Origin of the sequence: Veillonella sp. HPA0037 (genome assembly GCF_000411535.1) — a bacterium.
Taxonomy (GTDB): Bacteria; Bacillota; Negativicutes; order Veillonellales; family Veillonellaceae; genus Veillonella; species Veillonella atypica.
Map to the genome: position 1 here is coordinate 513,714 of NZ_KE150483.1, position 22,013 is coordinate 535,726.

Genomic DNA, 22,013 nt, shown 5'->3' on the forward strand with positions numbered 1-22,013 from the left:
CTCTATGATAATTGTTGTTCCAATAGAGCATGTAATTGGCGAACTGAGCCATATTGCGTTTTTACATCACGCACTGCCATTTCTAATGTCTTCATGGGGGCCTGCGTTTCTTGAATCGAAACAATTTGAGGTTCCTTTCGATTTCTAATTAGATTTGCCACTGCATTCGTATTTAACAGAATATCCCGTATTGTTATAAACGAGGTTTCCCATCGCAACAAACGTTGACATATGACCGCACGCAATACTTGTGATACTTGGCTGCGCACTTCATCTTGTTGTTCACCAGGAAATAAAGATATCATGCGTTGCACGGCCATAACTGCTCGTTGTGTATGCATGGTTGCCAGCACAAGATGACCTGTTTCCGCAGCATGTAATGCGGCCTCTAACGTATCTCGGTCTCTCAACTCTCCTACCATAATGACATCTGGATCCTCACGCAAGGCATCACGTATCCCATGCGCCATCGAATCCACATCAATTCCGAGTTGGCGCTGATGAATGATTGACTGTAAGGGTATGAACTCATATTCCACAGGATCTTCTAACGTTATTATGTGTTTATTCATAGTTTTATTTATATATTCTATGCAACAAGCTAAGGTATATGATTTGCCACTACCTGTAGGGCCTGTAACAAGGACTAACCCATCATGATATTCACAAATTTGTTTTAATACATCACTATCTTTAGATGTATCTAGCGATAAATTAGCATGACAGAGTAGTCTCAATGTTCCACAAATTCTATGATTAGCCCTATAAATATGAGCCCGAATTCGAATGCCATTGCTGGTGAAAGCATTATCGACAGAGTGCCATTCATCATGTGTAACGCCACATCGTTGTAATACATCTTTAATCATATCCACACTACAAATACTTGAAATAGATTCCAACCCATTAGCAGCTCGAATATAAATCGGTGTTCCCACCTCTAAATGTATATCAGTAGCACTATGCTCTAACGATAAAGAAATTACATCTTCTATGGTTATCTTCGAGTCGGTTGTCACTACACAATCACAATAAGATGCCTGCACGATGTACCTCCTCTACTGTTGTAATTCCCGAATTAATAGCAGTCTGCGCCGAATCTTGCAGTGAAACATATAGATATGTATCAACATGATTCCAATCAATATCACTAGATGGTATCTCTACATATTCAAACAAACCTAATCGTCCTTGATAAGAATTTGTAGTGCTATTAATACGTCTTACAAGACGTTGAGATAGTGATCCAATTAACGTAGCATGTAATAAATATGGTTCAACCCCCATATCAATAAGGCGTCCAATAACACCTAGTGCGGTATTCGTATGAACCGTGGTAATTACGCGATGTCCGGTTAAAGCGGCTTTTACAGCTAGCTGTGCCGTCTCATGGTCTCGTATTTCACCAATCATAATAGAATCAGGATCTTGCCGTAACACCGTACGTAATCCTTTTGAAAAGGTAAATCCAATCTTTTCATTAATACCAATTTGAATGGCTCCATCAATTGTCGCCTCTACAGGATCCTCTAAACATATAAGTTTTGTTTCTTTTAAATTCAACATGCGTAACATGGCATATAAGGTAGCCGTTTTACCACTTCCCGTAGGTCCACAAATGGTAATGAGCCCATAAGGACGTTTTAGTAATGCCATAATCTTCTCTTGTAGATTGGCTGACATCCCCAGTTCTAATAAATTTTTGTGCACGCCTTCATTTCCCATTAGACGACACACGATGGCCTCACCATATAGACTAGGCAAACTAGATACACGCATGGTTACAGCATAGGATTTAGCGGTCCATTCCCACCGTCCATCTTGAGGCAATCTCTTTTCGCTAATATCCATGCCACTGAATACCTTGATGCGGTTCACAATCATATCCGCATCAGTAGCATCGATAAACATATAATCCGTTAACAGTCCATCAATTCTCAATCGCACTTGTACGCCATCTGGAATAGGATCAAAATGTATATCACTAGCACCAACCGTAATGGCATACGTAATGATTGAATCTAATGCAACATCTACATACAATGCCACCCCCTCCTTCATACCTTGCGGTGTGTTTATACATCACCTCTGCTCATTGCACTATGTAATTCTTTATAATAAGAAAAACTCCTCTTTATTTCTAAAAAATCCACAATGCGTGTACATGTACGCAAAAAAACAACAAAAAAAAGAGACTCTCTTGAGTTTTTACTACTCAAAAGAGTCTCTTATCTAGTATGTTATTCTAAAATAAAATGTATTGTTCTATTTTTTCAAATTATAGAATACTGCATCGCCTTTATATTGTGCTGTTTCGTATAACATTTCTTCGATGCGAAGCAATTGATTATATTTAGCAACACGTTCAGAACGTGCAGGCGCACCTGTTTTAATTTGGCCCGCATTAACAGCTACTGCAATATCTGCAATAAATGTATCTTCTGTTTCGCCGGAACGGTGAGATACTACGCATGTATAGCCAGCGCGTTTTGCAGTTTCCATAGCATCAAAGGCTTCAGTTAATGTGCCAATTTGATTTACTTTTACAAGAATAGAATTAGCTACGCCAAGGTCGATACCTTTTTCAAGGCGTTTTGTATTAGTAACGAATAAATCATCACCTACGAGTTGAACACGTTTACCAAGACGTTCTGTTAATACTTTCCAGCCATCCCAATCTTCTTCTGCAAGACCATCTTCAATGGATACGATAGGATATTTATCAACTAAGTATTCGTAGAAGTCAACCATTTCGCTAGCGCTCAATACTTTACCTTCGCCTTCTAGATGATATTTACCATCTTTATAGATTTCACTGGAAGCCACATCGAGAGCTAATTTGAAATCTGTACCAAGTTCATAACCTGCACGTTTAATAGCTTCGCAGATTACTTCTAACGCTTCTTCATTGGATGCCAAGTTTGGTGCAAAACCACCTTCATCACCTACAGCAGTGCTAAGACCTTTATCGTGAAGCACGGATTTCAATGTGTGATATACTTCTGCACAGCTACGCAATGCATCACTAAATGTTTTTGCACCTACTGGCATAATCATAAACTCTTGAAGGTCTACGTTATTATCAGCATGAGCACCACCATTAAGAATGTTCATCATTGGAACAGGAAGTTCTTTAGCATTAAAACCACCTAGATATAAGAACAAAGGCAAATCTAAGGATTCAGCAGCAGCTCGTGCTACAGCCATAGATACACCTAAAATTGCATTAGCACCTAAGTTAGCTTTGTTATCTGTGCCATCAAGTTTAAGCATCAAATTATCAATTGCCACTTGTTCAGTCGCATCATAGCCGATAATAGCAGGACCAATTTTAGCGTTTACATTGTCTACAGCTTGTAAAACACCTTTGCCACCATAGCGTTTTTTATCGCCATCGCGAAGTTCTACTGCTTCAAACATCCCCGTAGATGCACCAGAAGGAACTGCAGCTGTTGCAATTGTACCATCTTCCAAACATACTTCTACTTCTACTGTAGGATTACCACGAGAATCCAAAATTTCACGAGCTACGACTTGTTCAATTACTGCCATAATACTACCTCTTATTTATATACTAATTTAATCTAATAACAAACTTTCACCAGTCATATCACTTGGCTTATCAATATGAGCCAACGCCAACATAGTCGGTGCAATATCACATAATTTACCTGATTTAAGTTGCTTATGTATATCCTGAGCTCCCACTAAAATCAATGGCACAACATTCGTTGTATGGGCTGTATGAGGTTTTCCAGTCTCATGATTGACCATTTGCTCTGCATTGCCATGATCGGCAGTGACTAAAAGCTGACCTCCAACCTCTAATATAGCCTTAGCAATACGTTCTAATCCTGCATCCACAGTTTGAATTGCTTTCACTGCAGCTTTAAAGTCTCCTGTATGCCCTACCATATCTGGGTTTGCATAATTTAGGATAATCATATCGTATTCACCACTATGAATAGCACCAACTACCTTATCGGTTACCTCAGGAGCACTCATTTCAGGTTGTAAATCGTAGGTTGCCACTGCTGGAGATGGCACAAGAATACGGTCTTCACCTTCAAAAGGAACCTCATTACCACCATTAAAGAAATATGTTACATGAGCGTATTTCTCTGTTTCAGCTATGCGTAATTGACGATAGCCTCCATCAGCAAGGATCTCACCTAATGTATGATGCAACGTATCCTTTTCATAGACGATATGAACAGGCAATCCATCTTCATACTTGGTCATTGTCGCCATAAAGATAGATATAGGTTCTCGTTTAAAACCTTCAAAATCAGGTACAGTTAAAGCCTTCGTCAATTCACGAGCTCTATCAGGTCTAAAGTTACAGAATATAACGGCATCTCCATCAGAAATCATCCCGTTTGGATCGATAACTGTAGGCACTACAAATTCATCATTCACACCATCATTATAGGATTGTGTAACGGCGTCACACGCAGAATTAGCCTTATTACCAACACCATTGACAATAGCATTATAGGCTAATTCCTCACGGTCCCACCGGTTATCGCGATCCATCCCATAGTAACGGCCACTTACAGTAGCAATTTTCCCACAGTTTATATCGGACATAAAGGATTCTAAGTCCTTAAGATAGGTTAATGCTGATTGTGGTGGCACATCGCGTCCATCGAGAAGCGCATGCACATATACCTCTTTAATGCCTTCATGTTTAGCACCAGCAATTACGGCCTTAATATGCTCTAAAGAACAATGTACATTGCCATCAGATACAAGGCCAATAATTTGTAATTTACCATGCTTAGCATGCTTGTATAACTCTTGTATTACAGGCTTTTGAAAAAACTCGCCACTCTCTACATCCTTCGTAATACGCGTTAAGTCTTGATATACAATACGGCCGGAACCAAGGTTGAGATGTCCAACTTCTGAATTACCCATTTGCCCTTCTGGCAAACCGACTGCAAGACCTGAAGCTTGTAATGTTGTATGAGGATACGTATCCCACAAATAATTAAAATAACTTGGTTTTGCTTGTACTACGGCATTCGTCGTATCTGTTTGGTCCCCCATACCAAAGCCATCTAGGATGACTAGCATTACGGGTGCCTGTAATTTTGCCATATTTATACCTCTAGTATGTTATTTACTTACGTCTTGAGCCGCCATGATGATTTCATTAAATTCATCCACGATTAACGAAGCGCCTCCAACGAGGGCCCCATCAATATTAGGCTCACTTAAAATTTCACGCGCATTATTAGCCTTTACACTACCACCATATTGAATTCGAACTGATTCAGCTACAGCAGAGGTATATAGTTCCGCTATATAATCACGTATAGATTTACATACTTCCTCTGCTTGACCAGCAGTCGCAGTCTTGCCCGTACCTATAGCCCAAATTGGTTCATAAGCGATAATCAATTGTTCCACTTGATCCGCTGGAATATCTTGTAATGCACATTGTAATTGTCCGTGAATGAAAGAAATCGTTTCATTTGCCTCTCTCTGAGTAAGGCTTTCACCAACACAGACAATAGGTTGCAAATTATGATGAAATGCACTCTTAATCTTTTCATTAACCATAGCATCTGTTTCACCATAGTACTCACGGCGTTCGGAATGGCCAATAATGACATAGGACACACCGAGTTCCGTTAACATCAACGGAGAAACTTCGCCAGTAAATGCACCAGCATCATGATAATCCATATTTTGAGCCCCTACGCCAACCTGTGTATCTCGTGTTAAGGACACAGCTCTCTCAAGCGCAGTAAAGGGTGGACAAACTACTACTTCACAGTCCAAGTTTTTATCACCTAGAAAACTAGTAAATGCTTCAATCAAGATAGAACCAGATGCAATGGTTCCGTTCATCTTCCAGTTTCCTGCAATAATTTGTTTTCTCATATTAGGCCTCTGTTAAAGCAGCAATACCTGGCAAAACCTTACCTTCCAATAATTCAAGGGATGCACCGCCACCAGTCGAAATATGGCTAATTTTATCTGCTAAGCCGCTTTTTTCAATAGCAGCTACAGAATCACCACCACCAACGATAGTCATAGCATCAGATTCTGCAACAGCTTTAGCTACTGCATTCGTACCAGCTGCAAAATTATCCATTTCAAATACGCCCATTGGGCCATTCCAAATGATAGTTTTCATATTAGCTAATGCTTCTGTATATAGGTCACGTGTTTTAGGACCGATATCCAAAATCATCCAGCCATCTTCGATGTTATCGACATCCACGATTTTTGTGTTTGCATCATTGCTGAAAGCATCTGCTACTACAGCATCGATAGGTGTCAATAATCTAGCACCTGCAACGCGTGCTTCCATAACTAAATCTGTAGCGATAGCATCTTGACCATCTTCATATAAGGAACTACCGATGTTACAGCCTTGAGCCTTAATGAAAGCATTCGCCATACCGCCGCCGATAATCATAACATCTACCTTAGGTAATAGATTGGAAATAACAGAAATCTTATCTGTTACCTTAGCACCACCGATAATGGCAGCCATAGGTGTTTTTGGATGTACTACAGCTGCACTTAGTGCATCAATTTCTTTTTTAAGTAATAAACCTGCACCCATAGGGATGTAATCAGCAATGCCAACTACAGATGCTGCATTACGATGAGATACACCAAATGCATCATTGATAGCTACATCAGCAAGAGAGGCTAATTGTTTAGCAAACTCAGGATCATTTTTAGTTTCTTCGTTATGGTAACGCAAGTTTTCAAGCATCAATACATCGCCAGGTTGCAATGCCTCAACAGCTGCCTCAACCTTAGGACCAACACAATCATCGACAAATGCAACTGGTTTGTTGATAAGCTCAGATAAACGTTTAGCACAAGGAGCCAATGTCATATCCGATTTACGTTCACCCTTTGGACGACCAAAGTGAGATGCAAGAATTACCTTAGCATTGTGGTCGATTAAATATTTAATTGTTTCTAGTGCACCACGAATGCGAGTGTCATCAGTGATGACACCATCCTTCATAGGCACATTGAAATCTACACGTACAAAAACGCGTTTATTATCTACATTCATATCTAAAATGGTTAATTTCATCCTAGAATTTCCTCCCATTATAGACCTTTACTAGCTACGAAAGCTGCCATATCGATAAGGCGTTCAGAATAGCCCCATTCGTTATCGTACCAAGAAACAACTTTCACCATGTTACCATCCATAACCATTGTTAAATCAGCATCAACAATGGAACTACGAGGATCAGAACTAAAGTCACAGGATACCAATGGCACATCGGATACACCAAGAATACCTTTTAATTCACCAGCTGCTGCTTTGCGGAATGCTTCGTTGATTTCTTCTTTTGTAGCAGGTTTTTCAAGTTCGCAAACAAGATCTGTAGCGGATACATCTGGTGTAGGAACGCGCAATGCAAAACCATCTAATTTACCTTTTAATTGAGGCAATACTTTAGCAACAGCCTTTGCTGCACCAGTTGTTGTAGGAATGATAGACATAGCTGCTGCACGAGCACGGCGTGGGTCTTTATGACGTGCATCAAGAATTTTTTGGTCATTTGTATAAGAATGAATTGTAGTCATCATACCACGTTTGATACCAAATTCATCACATAATACTTTAGCAAATGGAGCCAAGCAGTTAGTTGTACAAGATGCATTAGAGATAATGTGATGTTTTGCAGGATCGTACATATCTTGGTTAACGCCCATAACCATTGTTAAGTCTTCATTTTTACCAGGTGCAGAAATCAATACTTTCTTAACAGTAGGTTGATTCAAATGAACCTTTGCTTCCTCTGCATCGCGGTATTTACCAGTACATTCCATAACGATTTCTACGCCTTCTTCAGACCAAGGCAATTTAGAAGCATCACGGTCATGGAATACGCGGATTTTTTTGCCATCTACATAAATATTTTCATCGTCAAATGTTACTTCATTAGGGATTGTGCCATGTACGGAATCGTATTTTAACAATAATGCAGTACCCTCATTATCACCAGTCGCATTAATAGCTACTACTTCAACATCTGGATTATTAATTGCCGCACGTACTACACATTTACCAATACGACCGAAACCATTAATACCAACTTTAACTGCCATTGTTTTGTCCTCCTCAAAAGAACTATATAATACTAAAAATAATAAACTAAATTATAACGCAGGAATATTTAGTAATTGACGCATACCTTCTGCTGCTTGGTCATCTATTATGAGGATTCCCTTTTTACAAGACCTCATAACGCTGATAATAGCACCAGCTTTATCAAAGCCACCTGCTACAGCTACGACATGCGGTATATTTACTATATCCCTTAATGAAAGCCCTATGTTGTTCGTCGCATAGACGATAGAACCATCCATAGAGCAATACTGACCTAATGCTTCACCTACGGCATCGCCATCAACGAGTTGACGGCGCACATCCTCCGGTATATGTCGTACATCGGCCATATGGAGTGCTTGACCAATACCAAAAACCAATATATCAGTTCTATGGATTAATTCGCTAATCTCCTTGATTTGTGGTTCTAATGTTACAAGCATATCTAGGGAATCTTTAGATAGCCCATCTGGTAAATGAAGCATCTTATACGAGCCATGCCAACGTTCTGCTAATACAGAGGCGATTACATTCGCTTGATATTCGACGACTTCACCAACACCACCACGGGCTGGTACAACCACGGGATGCAACACACTACTAGGCATTTCATCAGCCATTGCCGCCATGGTACTACCGCCACTAACGGCTATAACAGACTCATCGGTTACCATACGTTGAACCACTTTCGCAGCAGTAAAACCTAAGCGTTTTAACATTAATGATCCTTCACTTGGTGTGATAATAACATCATCAATATGTAATGCCGCTTTCAACCGTTGCTCTAATTCGCCAACACGCTCATATTCATAAAGAATACTCCTTAATTTGGGAACTAGTTCTCGTCCTTCAGCACTTAGATAGATACCAGGTTTAGAGATTTCAACTAATCCGTTACCACGTAATGCATCAACATGAGATCGTACTGCACGTTCTGATATATCCGTAGCTAGTGCTAAACTCCTACGGCCGAGAGGTTCTTCATAGGCTAGATGACTCAATAATTTGTAGCGATCCTTTAAGACGGTCATTAATTCCGGTGCTATACGCTCGCATACCATTAACAACTCATTCATAGGGTTCCTCCTTTACCCTTTGATAAGGATAACGATATTCGTCCCAGACAAACAAAATTAGTCCCACCTAGAATAAAAAAATACTTCTACATATTTATTTTATACCTTATTACAACTTTATTCAAGTAAAAAACGCCCTTTCGGGCGTCTTTTACATCGTATTTATAGATATATGTCGTGATTATTTTGTACCGAAAATACGGTCCCCTGCATCACCTAAACCAGGCAAGATATAGCCATGTTCATTCAATGTTTCATCAAGAGCGGCTACATAAATAGGTACATCAGGATGTTCCTTATTAACAACTTCTACACCTTCAGGAGCTGCTACAAGGCACATCAATTTAATGCTCTTTGCACCTTTCTCTTTCAATAACGTAATCGCTGCAGATGCACTACCACCAGTAGCAAGCATTGGATCTGTAACGATGAAATCGCGTTCGCCTACGTCACTAGGTAATTTGCAATAATATTCTACTGGTTTTAATGTTTCTGGATCACGATATAAACCGACATGACCAACCTTAGCTGTTGGAATCAAGCTAAGCATGCCATTTACCATGCCAAGACCAGCACGCAAAATTGGAATAATACCTAATTTCTTACCGGCAATGCGTTTACCTGTCATCTTAGTTAATGGTGTTTGCACTTCAACATCTTCTAATGGCAAATTACGTGTAATTTCATAGCCCATCAACAATGTAATTTCATCTAATAATTCGCGGAAATCTTTTGAACCTGTTTGTACATCACGCATCAATGTAACCTTATGATGAATCAATGGATGTGTCATAACATTAACGTTCATGATTATGCCCCCTATAAAAACAATCCGAATCCGAAATCATTATTTCGGCCTTTTACTATTCATACATACTCTATCACATATTTACAAATCCTGCCATATAAATATGACCACTACAACATAAAAAGGGTGAGTAAGAAAAACTCTTACTCACCCTTTTTGATTCTTACTATACCAATACCTATAAATTATAAGTTAGGATATAAAGGATATTTTTCACATAATGCAGCTACGCGTTTTGCAGCATCTTGATGTTTTGCTGTATCTTCTGGGTTTTGAAGTACTGTAGCAATAATATCTGCAATTTCTTTCATATCGTCTTCTTTAAGACCACGTGTTGTCAATGCAGGTGTACCTAAACGAACACCACTAGTTACAAATGGGCTAGCTGGATCGAATGGAATTGTATTTTTATTAGCTGTGATACCGATTTCATCGAGAAGATGTTCTGCTTCTTTACCAGTCAAACCTGTATTGCGCACATCTACAAGCATAACATGTGTATCTGTACCACCAGAAACGATAGTCAAACCTTTAGCTATCAATTCAGCAGCCAATACTTTTGCATTTTTAATAACTTGTTCAGCGTATTCTTTAAATTCTGGTTGTAATGCTTCACCTAATGCAACAGCTTTTGCAGCAATAACATGCATCAAAGGACCACCTTGGATACCAGGGAATACAGCTTTATCAATAGCTTTTGCATATTCTTCTTTGCACAAAATCATACCGCCACGAGGGCCACGCAATGTTTTATGTGTTGTAGTTGTAACGATATCTGCATATTCTACTGGATTTGGATGTAAACCAGCAGCTACAAGGCCAGCAAAGTGAGCCATATCTACCATGAAAATCGCGCCTACTTCATGAGCTACATCAGCCATTTTCTTGAAGTCGATTTGACGGCTATATGCACTGCCCCCAGCAATGATCAATTTAGGTTTTGCTTCTAATACGATTTTGCGGAATTCATCATAGTCGATTTGTTGAGTTTCTGCATTAACACCGTAAGGAACAACATTGAAATATGTGCCAGATACGTTTACAGGAGAACCATGTGTTAAGTGACCACCATGGGACAAGTTCATACCAACAATAGTGTCACCAGGTTTTAACATAGCAAAATATACAGCAAAGTTAGCTTGAGACCCAGAATGTGGTTGTACATTTGCATGTTCTGCACCAAATAAACGTTTAGCGCGTTCAATAGCCAATGTTTCTACTACGTCCACATGTTCGCAACCACCATAATAACGTTTGCCAGGGTAGCCTTCAGCGTATTTGTTAGTCAATACACTACCTTGAGCTTCCATAACGGCTTGGGATACGATATTTTCAGAAGCGATCATTTCTAATTTATCGCGTTGACGCATTAATTCTTGATCGATAACTGCTTTAACATTAGGGTCTTGTTTTGCTAAGAAACTCATGGGAATCCTCCTTGAAACATATGTAAATATAATGTGATAACTAATTGAATAAAGATGTATTATTTTCAAGAGCAGAAATTTTTTCTACGCGACGCGCGTGACGTCCGCCTTCAAATTCTGTATTAAGCCAAATCGTAACAATATCCTTTGCAAGGCCCGGTCCAATAACGCGTTCCCCCATCGTAAGAATATTGGCATTATTATGTTCGCGACTCGCATGTGCGGAAAATGTATCGTGACAAAGCGCTGCACGTACACCTGCAATTTTGTTGGCTGCAATACCAATCCCAATGCCTGTACCACAGATTAAGATGCCTCGATCTGCTGCACCATCTACAACGGCATGTGCTACTGGTTCGGCAATATCCGGATAATCACAAGATTCTGTACTATGTGTACCAAAATCTTCCACTTCATGGCCTAATGTAGACAATAATTCCTTAATTTCTTGTTTTAAATGTAATCCACCATGATCACAACCAATAGCAATTTTCATAGCTCTATCTCCTATTCTTTTGATGCTACTAATCCAGCTTTCACCAAATTATAAATTTGCTCAGCACATTGATTATACACGTCTTGATTTGAACCGAAAGGATCTACCACATCTCCTGCACCATGCCCCCATTCAGAAAGGGTTTGAATTTTAGCTACTTCAAAAGGAAATTGACGTAGTAACACAGATTTATGATCTTGTGTCATACCAATAATCAAATCCGCTGAATTGACAAGCTCCATTGTAAGAGGTCTTGATTCATGGCCAGAAATATCGGCAATAGATTGAATCGCAATCACAGCTTCTTCTGTAGGCTTGGCACCATAAGCAGCAAATAATCCAGCAGAAACTACATTCACATCTAGACCAAGCTCTGTTGCCAAGGTTCGCGTAATACCTTCTGCCATTGGGCTACGACAGGTATTACCAGTACATACATACAAAATATTCATAATGACATCCTTACCGCCACAATTTCTGTGGCTATTTATACATTATAGCAAATACATCCAATATGTAAAGACATTTTTCTATTATGAATGGACATAATAAATATTACCTAACTGCTTATAAATAGATAATATGACCGGCACACGCCTTTTCCATGCGATTCATGACCGCTACGCCGAGGCCTGTATTCACAACACCTTCTGCTAAAATATAGTCTACATCACATTCATTAAAATGATGTAATGTCTTATAAAAATCGTGAGCTAATGCAACCGCATCACCACTATGTCCATATACATGAAATTCACCGTGTACACTATCTTTTAACAAATCATATGTTTCTTGACTAACCAAGAATGCACCACGCTTAGTGTCCTGTTCACGAATCACATTACTGAAAGCTTCCGCCACATCCTTTGGATTTCCTATAAATGCACGCATAGGTGCATCGGGAGCATAATGCTTATACTTCATACCCGGAGCCTTTGGCGCTTCATTTTGAGACGATAAAAACGGATCATAAGACACATTATCTACAACTTGTTCTAACATTTCTTTTGTAATTCCACCGGGCCGTAAGATGGTCACTCCATCATCTCTCACCTCTACAACCGTTGATTCCACACCAATCGTACAGATTCCAGCATCCACAATATACGGAATACGTCCATTCATATCATCATAAACGGATTGTGCCGTAGTCGGGCTTGGACGGCCTGAAATATTAGCACTAGGCGCCGCGATGGGCACACCGGCCAATTCTAATATGTTACGGCATACAGCGTGGTCTGGACAACGTAATGCCACGCGATTTAAACCACCAGTTGCACGGTCAGGCACGAGATCTGATTTAGGCAATGTTATTGTTAAAGGACCCGGCCAAAAAGCCTCAATCAAGGCCTTTGCTGTTTTAGGTATTTCTTTCACAAGCGGTTTAATGCTTTCCGCATTGGGTACATGTAATATCAATGGATTATCTGAAGGACGACCTTTAGCAGCATAGATTTTATCCATTGCATCTGAATCGAGACCATTAGCACCAAGGCCATATACGGTTTCCGTAGGAATTGCTACAACATCACCATGACGCAACGCATGTGCAACTAATTGAAGATTATCTCTTGTAAGTTCGGTAATGATTTTAGTCTCCACATTCTCACCCCTTCACGCGAGCCGTCACAACCCGATTAATGCCCGCTAAATCTGCTGCAAAAGATATATCTACATAGGAGCCAACAGCCTCCAGTAAAGATTTTACATCTTCAGCCTGATCATATCCTACCTCAAAAGCTACAAGTCCATACGGTTTAAGATATTTTACGCACTCCACAGCTAACTGACGATAGAAATCAAGGCCATCTTCACCACCAAATAATGCAATATGAGGCTCATTAAGTACATCAGGAGACAGGATTTTCTTATCCTCTAATCGAATATACGGCGGATTAGATACAATCACATCAAACAACTCATTATGATCTTCTAAATAAGAAAACATATCCGATTCGTGAAATTTGCTACGATTCTCTAGCTTAAATGCTTCTTGATTCTTTGTGGCTATTTCAAGTGCATCACGAGAAATATCAAGGCCCATCCCCGTTGCTGTAGGCAGATAATGCAAGAGGCTTAGTAAAATAGTACCAGGGCCCGTACACATATCAAGGATTCGAATAGAATCTTGTTGATGATACGTATGTAACACATATTCAACTAATGTTTCTGTATCGGGACGAGGAATGAGGACCTTATCATTTACAGCAAATGTCAATCCCATAAAGTCTTTTGTTCCCGTTAAAGATGCTACAGAATGTCCTTTAGCCCGTTCAATGACAAGCGGCCTAAATCTATCCAGTTCTTCTTGCTCTAATGGTTGATCATAATTCGTATATAGATATATACGATTCTTCCCTAAAACGTGAGAAAGCAGTACTTCCCCATCAAGACGAGGTGTATCCATCCCCTTGCTTTGAAAGTACTGCTCTGTCCACTGGAGAATACGACCAATCGTCCAAATCTCCTTATACATTTGTATTAGCCTCCTGCATTTTAGCTGCTTGATCAGCGGCATTTAAGGCTTGAATAATTTCATCGAGATCACCATTTAAAATGGCATCCAATTTATACAATGTTAAATTGATACGATGATCTGTTACGCGGCCTTGTGGGTAGTTATAGGTACGAATACGTTCACTACGATCACCGGTACCAACTTGGCTTTTGCGGTCTGCAGCCATGCTAGCTGTAGCCTCTTGTTCGGCTTTATCTTGCAATTTTGCACGCAATACGCGCATCGCTTTTTCTCTGTTTTGTAGCTGAGAACGTTGATCCTGACAAGCTACGACAATACCTGTTGGTAAGTGGGTAATACGGACAGCAGATTCTGTTTTATTAATATGCTGACCACCGGCACCACTGGCGCGATATGTATCGATTTTCAAATCCTTATCATTGATTTCAATATCAACATCTTCCATTTCAGGAAGTACTGCCACAGTAACCGTAGATGTATGTACACGGCCCTGCGTTTCTGTAGCTGGAACCCGTTGTACACGATGTACACCAGATTCAAATTTCATCTTGGAATATACATTCTCACCATCTACAGAGAATACAACCTCTTTAAAACCGCCTAATTCAGGTTCATTAGCATCGATGATTTCACAACGCCACCCTTGGCTTTCAGCATATTTTGTATACATACGAAATAAGTCGCCTGCAAACAATGCCGCTTCATCGCCACCAGCGCCACCGCGAATTTCGATGATAATATTTTTATCATCGTTAGGGTCTTTTGGTAATAAAAGAATTTGTAATTTTTCTTCTAATTCCTCTTTTTGAGGTTTTAATTCTTTCAATTCTTCTTGAGCCATTTCACGGAATTCTTCATCCATCGATTTGTCTTCGATGACTTCCATGGCTTCATCAATGCCAGCTAAAACCTTTTTATATTCTCTAAAGGCTTCTACAGTTTCAGATAATTGGGCATGTTGACGTGTTAGTTTACGCCATTCATCTTGACGCGCAATGACTTCAGGGTCACTGATGCGTTGCTCTAGATCCATAAATTTATCTTCAATAACTTGTAATTTATCTACTAACATAGGTAACCTCAATCTTAATATGTTTCATCTTCATAAGCATCTTCTTCTGGAGGACGTACCTCTTCTAATGCACGAATGGCAACCTCGATTTGATCCGCTTCTGGTTCACGAGTCGTCATGTACTGCAACGCCAAGCCCGGTTTAACGAGAGATTTTACAAAAGAGTTTTCACTACGTCCTGCAAAACGAATACATTCATAGGCAATACCTGCTACGACAGGCATCAATAAAACACGTGACACAATGCGCTCTAGCAAGTTAGGCCAGCCTAAAAAGGCAAATACAAATATACTAACTACCATTACAATGAGTAGAAAATTAGTTCCGCATCTCGGATGTAAACGAGATTGAGCACGCACATTTTCTACGGTCAAAGGTAGATCATTTTCATAAGCATGAATGGTTTTATGTTCTGCTCCATGGTATTGGAATACACGTTGTATATCCTTAGTTTGACCAATACCCCATATATAGAGCAAAAACAAAGCCAATCGAATAGCACCTTCAACAAGGTTCAAAATAAAGTGATTATCTTGAATACCAGGAATAAATTTAACTACAAATGTAGGAAGGGCTACAAATAAAGCGATTGCAAATAGCGTTGAAAAAATCATGGTAATGACAATTTCACTATTCGACATTTCTTCCTCTTCATCACCAGCCGCTTTTGCAGAGAAGGACAAGGCCTTCATACCGATAACAAGAGATTCATATAAGGCTATACAGCCTCGTAAAAAAGGTTTCTTTAATATAGGATATCGCTCTTGAATGGACGTGGTTGCTTCCTTTTGCACCACGATAGAACCAGAAGGCTCACGTACAGCTGTCGCCGTATATCCTGGGCCACGCATCATGACGCCTTCAATGACAGCTTGTCCACCAACGAACTTCTTAATACGTTCTTTTGCCAAAGGATTTCCTTTCATAAACAAATAGAGGCAGAGCCCAAAGCCCTGCCAATAATTGTTTCGCTACATAAACTATTATTTACCGTAACGTTTGTTAAATTGTTCGATACGACCACGAGCTTGAGCCGCACGTTGTTGACCAGTGAAGAACGGATGGCATTTGGAGCAAACGTCTACACGAAGGTCTTCTTTTACAGAGCCAGTTTTGAATGTGTTACCACAACCGCAAGTAACTGTAGCTTCTTTATAGTCTGGATGAATACCTTGTTTCATTCTATACACCTCTTTCCAGCAATCAATATTATTCTTATAGATTATAGCACGATAATGCGTACAAATCAAGAAACTACTCTTTAGAAGCCTGTTTTTCTTCTAGAGTAATCAAACATTTGTGACAAATACTTATGCCTTTTGATTCATAAAGTACTCTGTTATAACTTGGTTTGGTGATTTAAAGTTTAAGACTTTTTGTGCAATGTTATTATATCTATTAGCATATCGACTATGTGCTTTTAGAAAACTCTCCATACTATTAAACTTACGAGAATAAAATCTTTCACTATCAATTCGATGACTGCGCTCTACCTTTCCATTCTGCCACGGAGAAAATGGTCTTGTCGTTTTATGCTCTATTCCTAATCTTTTTAATACAATATCAAATAAACACTCTCGATCTTTTACTCCATAGTTTGTAAATTCACGACCATTATCTGTTTGTATTGTATGAATAGGAAATCCCATTTTGGCTTCTAAATTTAATAAGAAGCGACTTGTATTAGTAACACTTTTTTCATCTATAATTTTTAGAATTCTCTTTCTAGAAAACTCATCAATAGCTGTAAGTTGATAGTAAGATTTTCCTTGTGTTGAAAAGGCTAAACTCTCGCGAGGTACGTATTTTATATCAATCTGAACCTTTTCTCCTGGATATGTTATTATATCCGGTTTCCACTTGCTTTTAGGAACAGATTTAACAACCTTTTTCTCTTTAATATGACACCTGATTTGTCGGCACATAGAGCCATATGAGCGTTTATAACCACGCTTTTTTGCCTCAACATATACTTGAGACAGCCCTTCATGTTTAAACTTAGAATGCATACGCTTGATAAGTGCTAGTTCTTCCTCAGTGTGTTGATTAGGATGAGAATGTGGTTTACGACTATACAATCGAAGTGAATCAATAGTCCCGTCGAAACGCTTCACCCAACGTTGTACTTGTTGTCTACTAGTATGATAGCGACGTGCAGCTTCAGCATTATTTCCATACTTTATAGCATATTCACATACTCGTTTACGAAATCTTAATTCTTCAGTTATAATAGAATGCATGAGAAGGAACTCCTTTTGTTGTAATGTTTGGATTAAGCAACTTCATTATAACAGAGTTCCTTCTCATTTTTTATTCACTTGTCACAAATGTATTATACTCTTACACTACTCTTTAGAAGCCTGTTTTTCTTCAATTGCTTCCGCTAAGATAGTTTCTAAATCACTTTCATTCAAAAGATCGCGTAATGCAATCAATTCTTCCAAGGAAAGAGTAATCCCTTTTTTCATACTTGTATATTCGCTATCCCAAGCACGAAGATCAAATTTAGGATTATATTTCCCCCAGCTTGTGCATGTAAGTTGTTTTTTCCAGCCATCTTTATCTTCAGATAATGTGCCGATAACTTTGAAAATTTCGAAATTAATAACAGCCATTGTTACCTCCCTCCTCACCTAATTACAGTGTACACTATGTGTCAAATTATGTAGTTCTAAATCGATACGATATATTGTAAACCAAATTACCTATATTGACAATTATTTTTTATAGTCACTGTAGTCTTCAATATCGATGGATGTCGTCGGAGGCATTACGTCAGCACCCAAAGAATTCATATTTTCTTGCCATGATGCTCGTGCAGATTTGATAGTCTCTTTATACGCTTCATCAATATTTTTGGCCGCATTAACTAGTAGCGATTCATCATTTACATCGAGTACACGGCGACGTACGCTGCTAAGCATATAGCCGAAGGATTCTTCTGTTTGAACGAGCATAGAAATCTCTTGCATTAAGGTTTGTCCAATTGTGCTAGAGAAATATGTATACCACATATATGCTAATTCTACATCAGGGAACATCCAATATACACCCGTACTAGGTGCTTCTGTACCCATAGTCACATCTACATGGTCACTATAGCGGGTAAAAGCTAAGTAATACGCTCCATTTTCACGAAGTGCCGCACGTCCCAGTTCTGAAACACGACTATCTATACAATAAATGCCATCTTGCCCTAAAGCTACATCAGTTTGACCGCCAGGCAATAAAATAGAGCGTAAAGACAAACCGTAGTTTAATACAGTAAATACCGGTAATTGAGCAAAGACGCCATGAGGTAATGGAATATAATTAATAGCTTTCCAGTCATCACCAACTCGTTCACGAAGGCCTACACGCATCTTTTTAACATCATATTTACCATAAATGATTTCATAAGCCCCTAGAGGAGTCCATTCGCGAATAGATTCTACACGTTTTTGGTTCAAAAAGAATTGTAATGCCATATTATTCAATCCCAATTGATTTTGTGCCATTGTTGCTGGTAAGAACAATTGAGCAGTCCCTTCAGGAACCAAATTATGCAAACCATTAGCTACCTCTTCTACAATATCTTCAGAGGATTGGAACATACCAACAGTACCTGTAAAGATATGGTCAAAATAGCTACGATGAGGCCATTGATTAATAATCTGAGCCATTGGATATAATCGAGAGATAATGCTATAGCATACAGGAGATGCTGTATAGAGTACCACCTTTTTATCCTCATAGGACTGCAAGATTTCTTCTATCATGCCAGCATATTCTTCTACATAAGCATATAACACGAGTTCCCCCGTTTTGCTATGAGCTTCTATACTTTCACGTACAGGCGTCTCCCATACAGTCCCCACATCAAGGCCATCTAGAATACCAGTATCACTAATAAAATCAAAGAGCTCTACCGTAAAGGATGGTCCATACAATGCACGGAATGTGTTTACATCATATGGAATAGGTCCAAAGGATTCAACAGTAGACTTCTCTGCTAATCCATACAAATCCTCTGGTGTAACACCCCATTCACGAGAATTTGCATTGCTGGAGAGCAATTGATCTAATACTTTAAAACGCATTAATTCATTGACGATATCAATACCTTCTATGCCATATTGGGCACAAAGAGCAATAAATTCTTCATTATTCTTTTTCATATTAAACCTTTCCTGCTGACGGACAAAGATGATTTAAAAAACATGTTTCACATAGAGGCTTACGGGCCTTACAAACGCGTCGTCCATGATAAATCAGCCAATGATGGGCCGCAGACCACTTCTCTTTTGGTATAGCCTTTTGTAACTTTTGTTCCATTTCTTCTGGCGTTTTTGCAATGCCCAATTTCAATCGATTTGCTACGCGGAACACATGTGTATCTACTGCGATAGCCGGTGTTCCAAATAATACAGACACTACAACATTTGCCGTTTTTCGACCTACACCGGGCAATTCAACAAGCTGATCAAATTCGCGTGGCACTTCTCCATGATATTGTTCTACCAGTATATGACAAGTGTCAATCAAATTCTTCGCCTTCGATTTATACAAACCACAATCCCTGATAAGAGTTTCTAGTTTTGTAACACCAATTTCTAGCATCTTAGCAGGATGATTTAATGCAGGGAACAATCGTTTTGTAACAATGTTAACCCTCTCATCTGTGCACTGTGCAGATAACACAACAGCGACTAATAATTCAAATTCATTTGTGTATTCAAGAGCAGGTTTAGCATCAAAATAATGTTCTTCTAATAATGCTAATTGTTCTGCCTTAATTGCTTTCGTAACACGCACGATAAACTCCTTTCTCACTTGTGAAAGTACGAACTCGTACAATTTATATCTTACCATACGTATTCATTAAGTTCTATGTTATAATAAATCATGTTATTCTAATATAGAATACAGGAGGCAACTATGAGTAATATAAATGATACATTAAAACGTATAAATGAACTGGCAGCTAAGAAAAAATCTGGTCAAGAACTAACACCAGAAGAATTAGCAGAAAAAAAAGAATTATATAGCATCTACTTAAGCTTTATTAAGGGGCAAATCACAGATACCTTAGATCGCGTTGAATTCGTCGATCCTAAAACCGGAGAACGAACAGCACCTAAAAAAGCACTTGAAAACTTAGCTTTGAAAGCAGATAAAGAAATTAAAGAGTGTAAAGACATTCACTAACACTAAAAGGCACTTCAATTTGAAGTGCCTTTTTAAATTCATTTCTTTATAATTTGCCTAATCGTTTCATTGCATCATAGATTTTTCCAGCTAATCCCTTCATTTGGAATTTAGGAATACCACATGCAGCAATACGAATACCATTGCCTAACGCAATGCAATAAATATGTTCTTTTTTAAGTTCTTCACAAATAGCGGTACCAGAATCAGTTGGTATAGTTATAAAGAAACCACCACGATATGGCAACATAGGTAAGCCCACTTGTGCTGCCTCTTGTTTAAAGATATCTGCACGATCGCGAATCAATTGATAATAACAATTACGTTCGTCCTCATAAGCCTTAAATTTATCAGGATCAGAAACGATATTAGCCATAGTGCGCATTGCTGGACGACAAATATTCGACCAGGTTGCACGACTAGTCGATTTATTCACTTCTAAGAATTCATCGGCGATTTCTTCATCAGAAGAAATACCAATCATAGCGCCAACACGTTGACCATACATTGTAAAGCCCTTAGATAAGCTATAACATACACAAACTAGGATTTCCTTTGGTAAGTGCCCCATCTTTTTAAAGAATGTGCGGACTTCTTCTTTTTCACCAGAATAATCCAAATAAGCCACATCAATACCAATGATGACGTTATTGCGACCAATAGCAACTAATTCTTTCAAGAAACTAAGAATAGAATCCCAGTCCTTATCCTCTACAGAATATCCTGTAGGATTATTACCTGGTGTATTAAATAAGATAACAACATTTGTTTGTTTAGCAGCTAATTCCTTAACACGATGTTGGAATGCATCATGATTAAAGTTATTATGTTCATCAAATAAAGAGTATGTAACAAGTGTACGTCCATTATCACTGCAAATAATGCGGTATGCACCCCAGTACCAATCTGCAGTTAATACTTCATCACCAGGTTCAGTATAGTTATGTACCAAATGATGAATACCGCCTGTACCACCAGTGGTTGCGATGCTACGAATAAAGCCGTCAGGACGAGAATCGCCAAAGCATTCTTTTTCAGCACATTCCAAATATTGTGGAATCCCTGCAATAGGGGCATATCCAATATGTTCGGTGTCAGATAAATTTAAATATTCTTCTTTTACAGTTTTTAAGAATACTAAATTACCTTCTTCATCATAAATAGCACCCAAAGTACCATTTACTACATTTTCACGACCATTTAATTTTGTATCTTCCGCCGCCTGTCCTGCAGTTACAAAGATTACATCTTTTAATTTTTTTCCTCTTGCGTGTTTCGCTGCTACACTTGTCATCGCATACACCATCCTAACTAAAAAGAACTATTACATCAATATCATACCTAAAGTTAAGCATTTATACAATGAG

The 22,013-nt window shown here is 38.8% G+C and carries 23 protein-coding genes; 1 reads left to right on the forward strand and 22 read right to left on the reverse strand.

What is annotated here, in order from left to right; all coding sequences use genetic code 11:
* Positions 1-2: 2 nt before the first annotated feature.
* The 21 genes from HMPREF1477_RS02440 to nth form a co-directional block, all read right to left on the reverse strand.
* Positions 3-1,019: an ATPase, T2SS/T4P/T4SS family gene (locus HMPREF1477_RS02440; RefSeq protein ID WP_038148190.1), complete on the reverse strand. Its 1,017-nt coding sequence runs from the start codon at positions 1,017-1,019 to the stop codon at positions 3-5.
* Positions 1,020-1,026: 7 nt separating this feature from the next.
* Positions 1,027-2,043 (reverse strand): GspE/PulE family protein, encoded by a 1,017-nt coding sequence (locus HMPREF1477_RS02445; RefSeq protein ID WP_016475685.1) that lies wholly within the window; start codon positions 2,041-2,043, stop codon positions 1,027-1,029.
* Between the two features lie 222 nt (positions 2,044-2,265).
* Positions 2,266-3,552: a phosphopyruvate hydratase gene (gene eno / locus HMPREF1477_RS02450; protein ID WP_005379220.1), complete on the reverse strand. Its 1,287-nt coding sequence runs from the start codon at positions 3,550-3,552 to the stop codon at positions 2,266-2,268.
* A 27-nt stretch (positions 3,553-3,579) separates the two neighbouring features.
* Complete coding sequence (gene gpmI / locus HMPREF1477_RS02455) at positions 3,580-5,103, reverse strand: 2,3-bisphosphoglycerate-independent phosphoglycerate mutase (protein WP_016475686.1); 1,524 nt, start codon at positions 5,101-5,103, stop codon at positions 3,580-3,582.
* 18 nt (positions 5,104-5,121) lie between these two features.
* Positions 5,122-5,892 carry a triose-phosphate isomerase gene (tpiA, locus tag HMPREF1477_RS02460; protein WP_016475687.1) on the reverse strand — a complete coding sequence of 257 codons (771 nt, stop codon included), beginning with the start codon at positions 5,890-5,892 and terminating at the stop codon, positions 5,122-5,124.
* Position 5,893: 1 nt separating this feature from the next.
* Positions 5,894-7,072, reverse strand: a complete 1,179-nt coding sequence (gene pgk, locus HMPREF1477_RS02465) for a phosphoglycerate kinase (protein WP_016475688.1) — start codon at positions 7,070-7,072, stop codon at positions 5,894-5,896.
* A 17-nt stretch (positions 7,073-7,089) separates the two neighbouring features.
* Positions 7,090-8,100 carry a type I glyceraldehyde-3-phosphate dehydrogenase gene (gene gap / locus HMPREF1477_RS02470; RefSeq protein ID WP_005376357.1) on the reverse strand — a complete coding sequence of 337 codons (1,011 nt, stop codon included), beginning with the start codon at positions 8,098-8,100 and terminating at the stop codon, positions 7,090-7,092.
* A gap of 51 nt (positions 8,101-8,151) precedes the next feature.
* Positions 8,152-9,177: a sugar-binding transcriptional regulator gene (locus HMPREF1477_RS02475; RefSeq protein ID WP_005383581.1), complete on the reverse strand. Its 1,026-nt coding sequence runs from the start codon at positions 9,175-9,177 to the stop codon at positions 8,152-8,154.
* A 181-nt stretch (positions 9,178-9,358) separates the two neighbouring features.
* Entirely contained in the window at positions 9,359-9,985 is a 627-nt protein-coding gene (upp, locus tag HMPREF1477_RS02480) for a uracil phosphoribosyltransferase (protein WP_005376354.1), read from the reverse strand.
* Positions 9,986-10,170: 185 nt separating this feature from the next.
* Positions 10,171-11,412: a serine hydroxymethyltransferase gene (gene glyA, locus HMPREF1477_RS02485; protein WP_016475689.1), complete on the reverse strand. Its 1,242-nt coding sequence runs from the start codon at positions 11,410-11,412 to the stop codon at positions 10,171-10,173.
* A 40-nt stretch (positions 11,413-11,452) separates the two neighbouring features.
* The gene (rpiB, locus tag HMPREF1477_RS02490) at positions 11,453-11,908 is read right to left on the reverse strand and encodes a ribose 5-phosphate isomerase B (protein ID WP_016475690.1); all 456 of its coding nucleotides are present in this window, start codon (positions 11,906-11,908) and stop codon (positions 11,453-11,455) included.
* 11 nt (positions 11,909-11,919) lie between these two features.
* On the reverse strand, positions 11,920-12,360 hold the full coding sequence (locus tag HMPREF1477_RS02495; protein WP_016475691.1) for a low molecular weight protein arginine phosphatase: 441 nt from the start codon (positions 12,358-12,360) through the stop codon (positions 11,920-11,922).
* Positions 12,361-12,475: 115 nt separating this feature from the next.
* Positions 12,476-13,510, reverse strand: a complete 1,035-nt coding sequence (locus tag HMPREF1477_RS02500; RefSeq protein WP_016475692.1) for an L-threonylcarbamoyladenylate synthase — start codon at positions 13,508-13,510, stop codon at positions 12,476-12,478.
* Positions 13,511-13,514: 4 nt separating this feature from the next.
* Positions 13,515-14,384 (reverse strand): peptide chain release factor N(5)-glutamine methyltransferase, encoded by an 870-nt coding sequence (gene prmC, locus HMPREF1477_RS02505; RefSeq protein WP_016475693.1) that lies wholly within the window; start codon positions 14,382-14,384, stop codon positions 13,515-13,517.
* Positions 14,377-15,459: a peptide chain release factor 1 gene (gene prfA, locus HMPREF1477_RS02510; protein ID WP_009661037.1), complete on the reverse strand. Its 1,083-nt coding sequence runs from the start codon at positions 15,457-15,459 to the stop codon at positions 14,377-14,379. The genes prmC and prfA overlap by 8 nt, the downstream gene beginning before the upstream one ends.
* Before the next feature lie 14 nt (positions 15,460-15,473).
* A complete protein-coding gene (locus HMPREF1477_RS02515) occupies positions 15,474-16,385 on the reverse strand; it encodes a DUF1385 domain-containing protein (RefSeq protein WP_038148037.1) in 912 nt (303 codons plus the stop codon).
* 57 nt (positions 16,386-16,442) lie between these two features.
* On the reverse strand, positions 16,443-16,640 hold the full coding sequence (gene rpmE / locus HMPREF1477_RS02520) for a 50S ribosomal protein L31 (protein ID WP_004696185.1): 198 nt from the start codon (positions 16,638-16,640) through the stop codon (positions 16,443-16,445).
* A 129-nt stretch (positions 16,641-16,769) separates the two neighbouring features.
* On the reverse strand, positions 16,770-17,699 hold the full coding sequence (locus HMPREF1477_RS02525) for an IS481 family transposase (protein ID WP_016475598.1): 930 nt from the start codon (positions 17,697-17,699) through the stop codon (positions 16,770-16,772).
* A gap of 105 nt (positions 17,700-17,804) precedes the next feature.
* The gene (locus HMPREF1477_RS02530) at positions 17,805-18,074 is read right to left on the reverse strand and encodes a YdbC family protein (RefSeq protein ID WP_005376370.1); all 270 of its coding nucleotides are present in this window, start codon (positions 18,072-18,074) and stop codon (positions 17,805-17,807) included.
* A gap of 102 nt (positions 18,075-18,176) precedes the next feature.
* Positions 18,177-19,616: a hypothetical protein gene (locus HMPREF1477_RS02535; protein ID WP_016475695.1), complete on the reverse strand. Its 1,440-nt coding sequence runs from the start codon at positions 19,614-19,616 to the stop codon at positions 18,177-18,179.
* Position 19,617: 1 nt separating this feature from the next.
* Positions 19,618-20,253, reverse strand: a complete 636-nt coding sequence (gene nth, locus HMPREF1477_RS02540; protein ID WP_016475696.1) for an endonuclease III — start codon at positions 20,251-20,253, stop codon at positions 19,618-19,620.
* Positions 20,254-20,376: 123 nt separating this feature from the next.
* On the opposite strand from nth, the gene HMPREF1477_RS02545 reads away from it, so the two are divergent.
* Positions 20,377-20,646, forward strand: a complete 270-nt coding sequence (locus HMPREF1477_RS02545; RefSeq protein ID WP_016475697.1) for a DUF896 domain-containing protein — start codon at positions 20,377-20,379, stop codon at positions 20,644-20,646.
* Between the two features lie 46 nt (positions 20,647-20,692).
* On the opposite strand, the gene HMPREF1477_RS02550 is transcribed toward HMPREF1477_RS02545, so the two are convergent.
* Positions 20,693-21,940, reverse strand: a complete 1,248-nt coding sequence (locus HMPREF1477_RS02550; protein ID WP_016475698.1) for an aminotransferase class I/II-fold pyridoxal phosphate-dependent enzyme — start codon at positions 21,938-21,940, stop codon at positions 20,693-20,695.
* Between the last annotated feature and the right edge of the window lie 73 nt (positions 21,941-22,013).

Coding starts and splice junctions, on each gene's coding strand:
- HMPREF1477_RS02515 (WP_038148037.1), bottom strand. CDS start 16,385: ATGAAAGGAAATCCTTTGGCAAAAGAACGTATTAAGAAGTTCGTTGGT.
- gap (WP_005376357.1), bottom strand. CDS start 8,100: ATGGCAGTTAAAGTTGGTATTAATGGTTTCGGTCGTATTGGTAAATGT.
- HMPREF1477_RS02495 (WP_016475691.1), bottom strand. CDS start 12,360: ATGAATATTTTGTATGTATGTACTGGTAATACCTGTCGTAGCCCAATG.
- HMPREF1477_RS02545 (WP_016475697.1), top strand. CDS start 20,377: ATGAGTAATATAAATGATACATTAAAACGTATAAATGAACTGGCAGCT.
- rpmE (WP_004696185.1), bottom strand. CDS start 16,640: ATGAAACAAGGTATTCATCCAGACTATAAAGAAGCTACAGTTACTTGC.
- prfA (WP_009661037.1), bottom strand. CDS start 15,459: ATGTTAGTAGATAAATTACAAGTTATTGAAGATAAATTTATGGATCTA.
- tpiA (WP_016475687.1), bottom strand. CDS start 5,892: ATGAGAAAACAAATTATTGCAGGAAACTGGAAGATGAACGGAACCATT.
- eno (WP_005379220.1), bottom strand. CDS start 3,552: ATGGCAGTAATTGAACAAGTCGTAGCTCGTGAAATTTTGGATTCTCGT.
- HMPREF1477_RS02530 (WP_005376370.1), bottom strand. CDS start 18,074: ATGGCTGTTATTAATTTCGAAATTTTCAAAGTTATCGGCACATTATCT.
- glyA (WP_016475689.1), bottom strand. CDS start 11,412: ATGAGTTTCTTAGCAAAACAAGACCCTAATGTTAAAGCAGTTATCGAT.
- HMPREF1477_RS02535 (WP_016475695.1), bottom strand. CDS start 19,616: ATGAAAAAGAATAATGAAGAATTTATTGCTCTTTGTGCCCAATATGGC.
- prmC (WP_016475693.1), bottom strand. CDS start 14,384: ATGTATAAGGAGATTTGGACGATTGGTCGTATTCTCCAGTGGACAGAG.
- pgk (WP_016475688.1), bottom strand. CDS start 7,072: ATGAAATTAACCATTTTAGATATGAATGTAGATAATAAACGCGTTTTT.
- HMPREF1477_RS02475 (WP_005383581.1), bottom strand. CDS start 9,177: ATGAATGAGTTGTTAATGGTATGCGAGCGTATAGCACCGGAATTAATG.
- HMPREF1477_RS02525 (WP_016475598.1), bottom strand. CDS start 17,699: ATGCATTCTATTATAACTGAAGAATTAAGATTTCGTAAACGAGTATGT.
- rpiB (WP_016475690.1), bottom strand. CDS start 11,908: ATGAAAATTGCTATTGGTTGTGATCATGGTGGATTACATTTAAAACAA.
- upp (WP_005376354.1), bottom strand. CDS start 9,985: ATGAACGTTAATGTTATGACACATCCATTGATTCATCATAAGGTTACA.
- HMPREF1477_RS02550 (WP_016475698.1), bottom strand. CDS start 21,940: ATGACAAGTGTAGCAGCGAAACACGCAAGAGGAAAAAAATTAAAAGAT.
- gpmI (WP_016475686.1), bottom strand. CDS start 5,103: ATGGCAAAATTACAGGCACCCGTAATGCTAGTCATCCTAGATGGCTTT.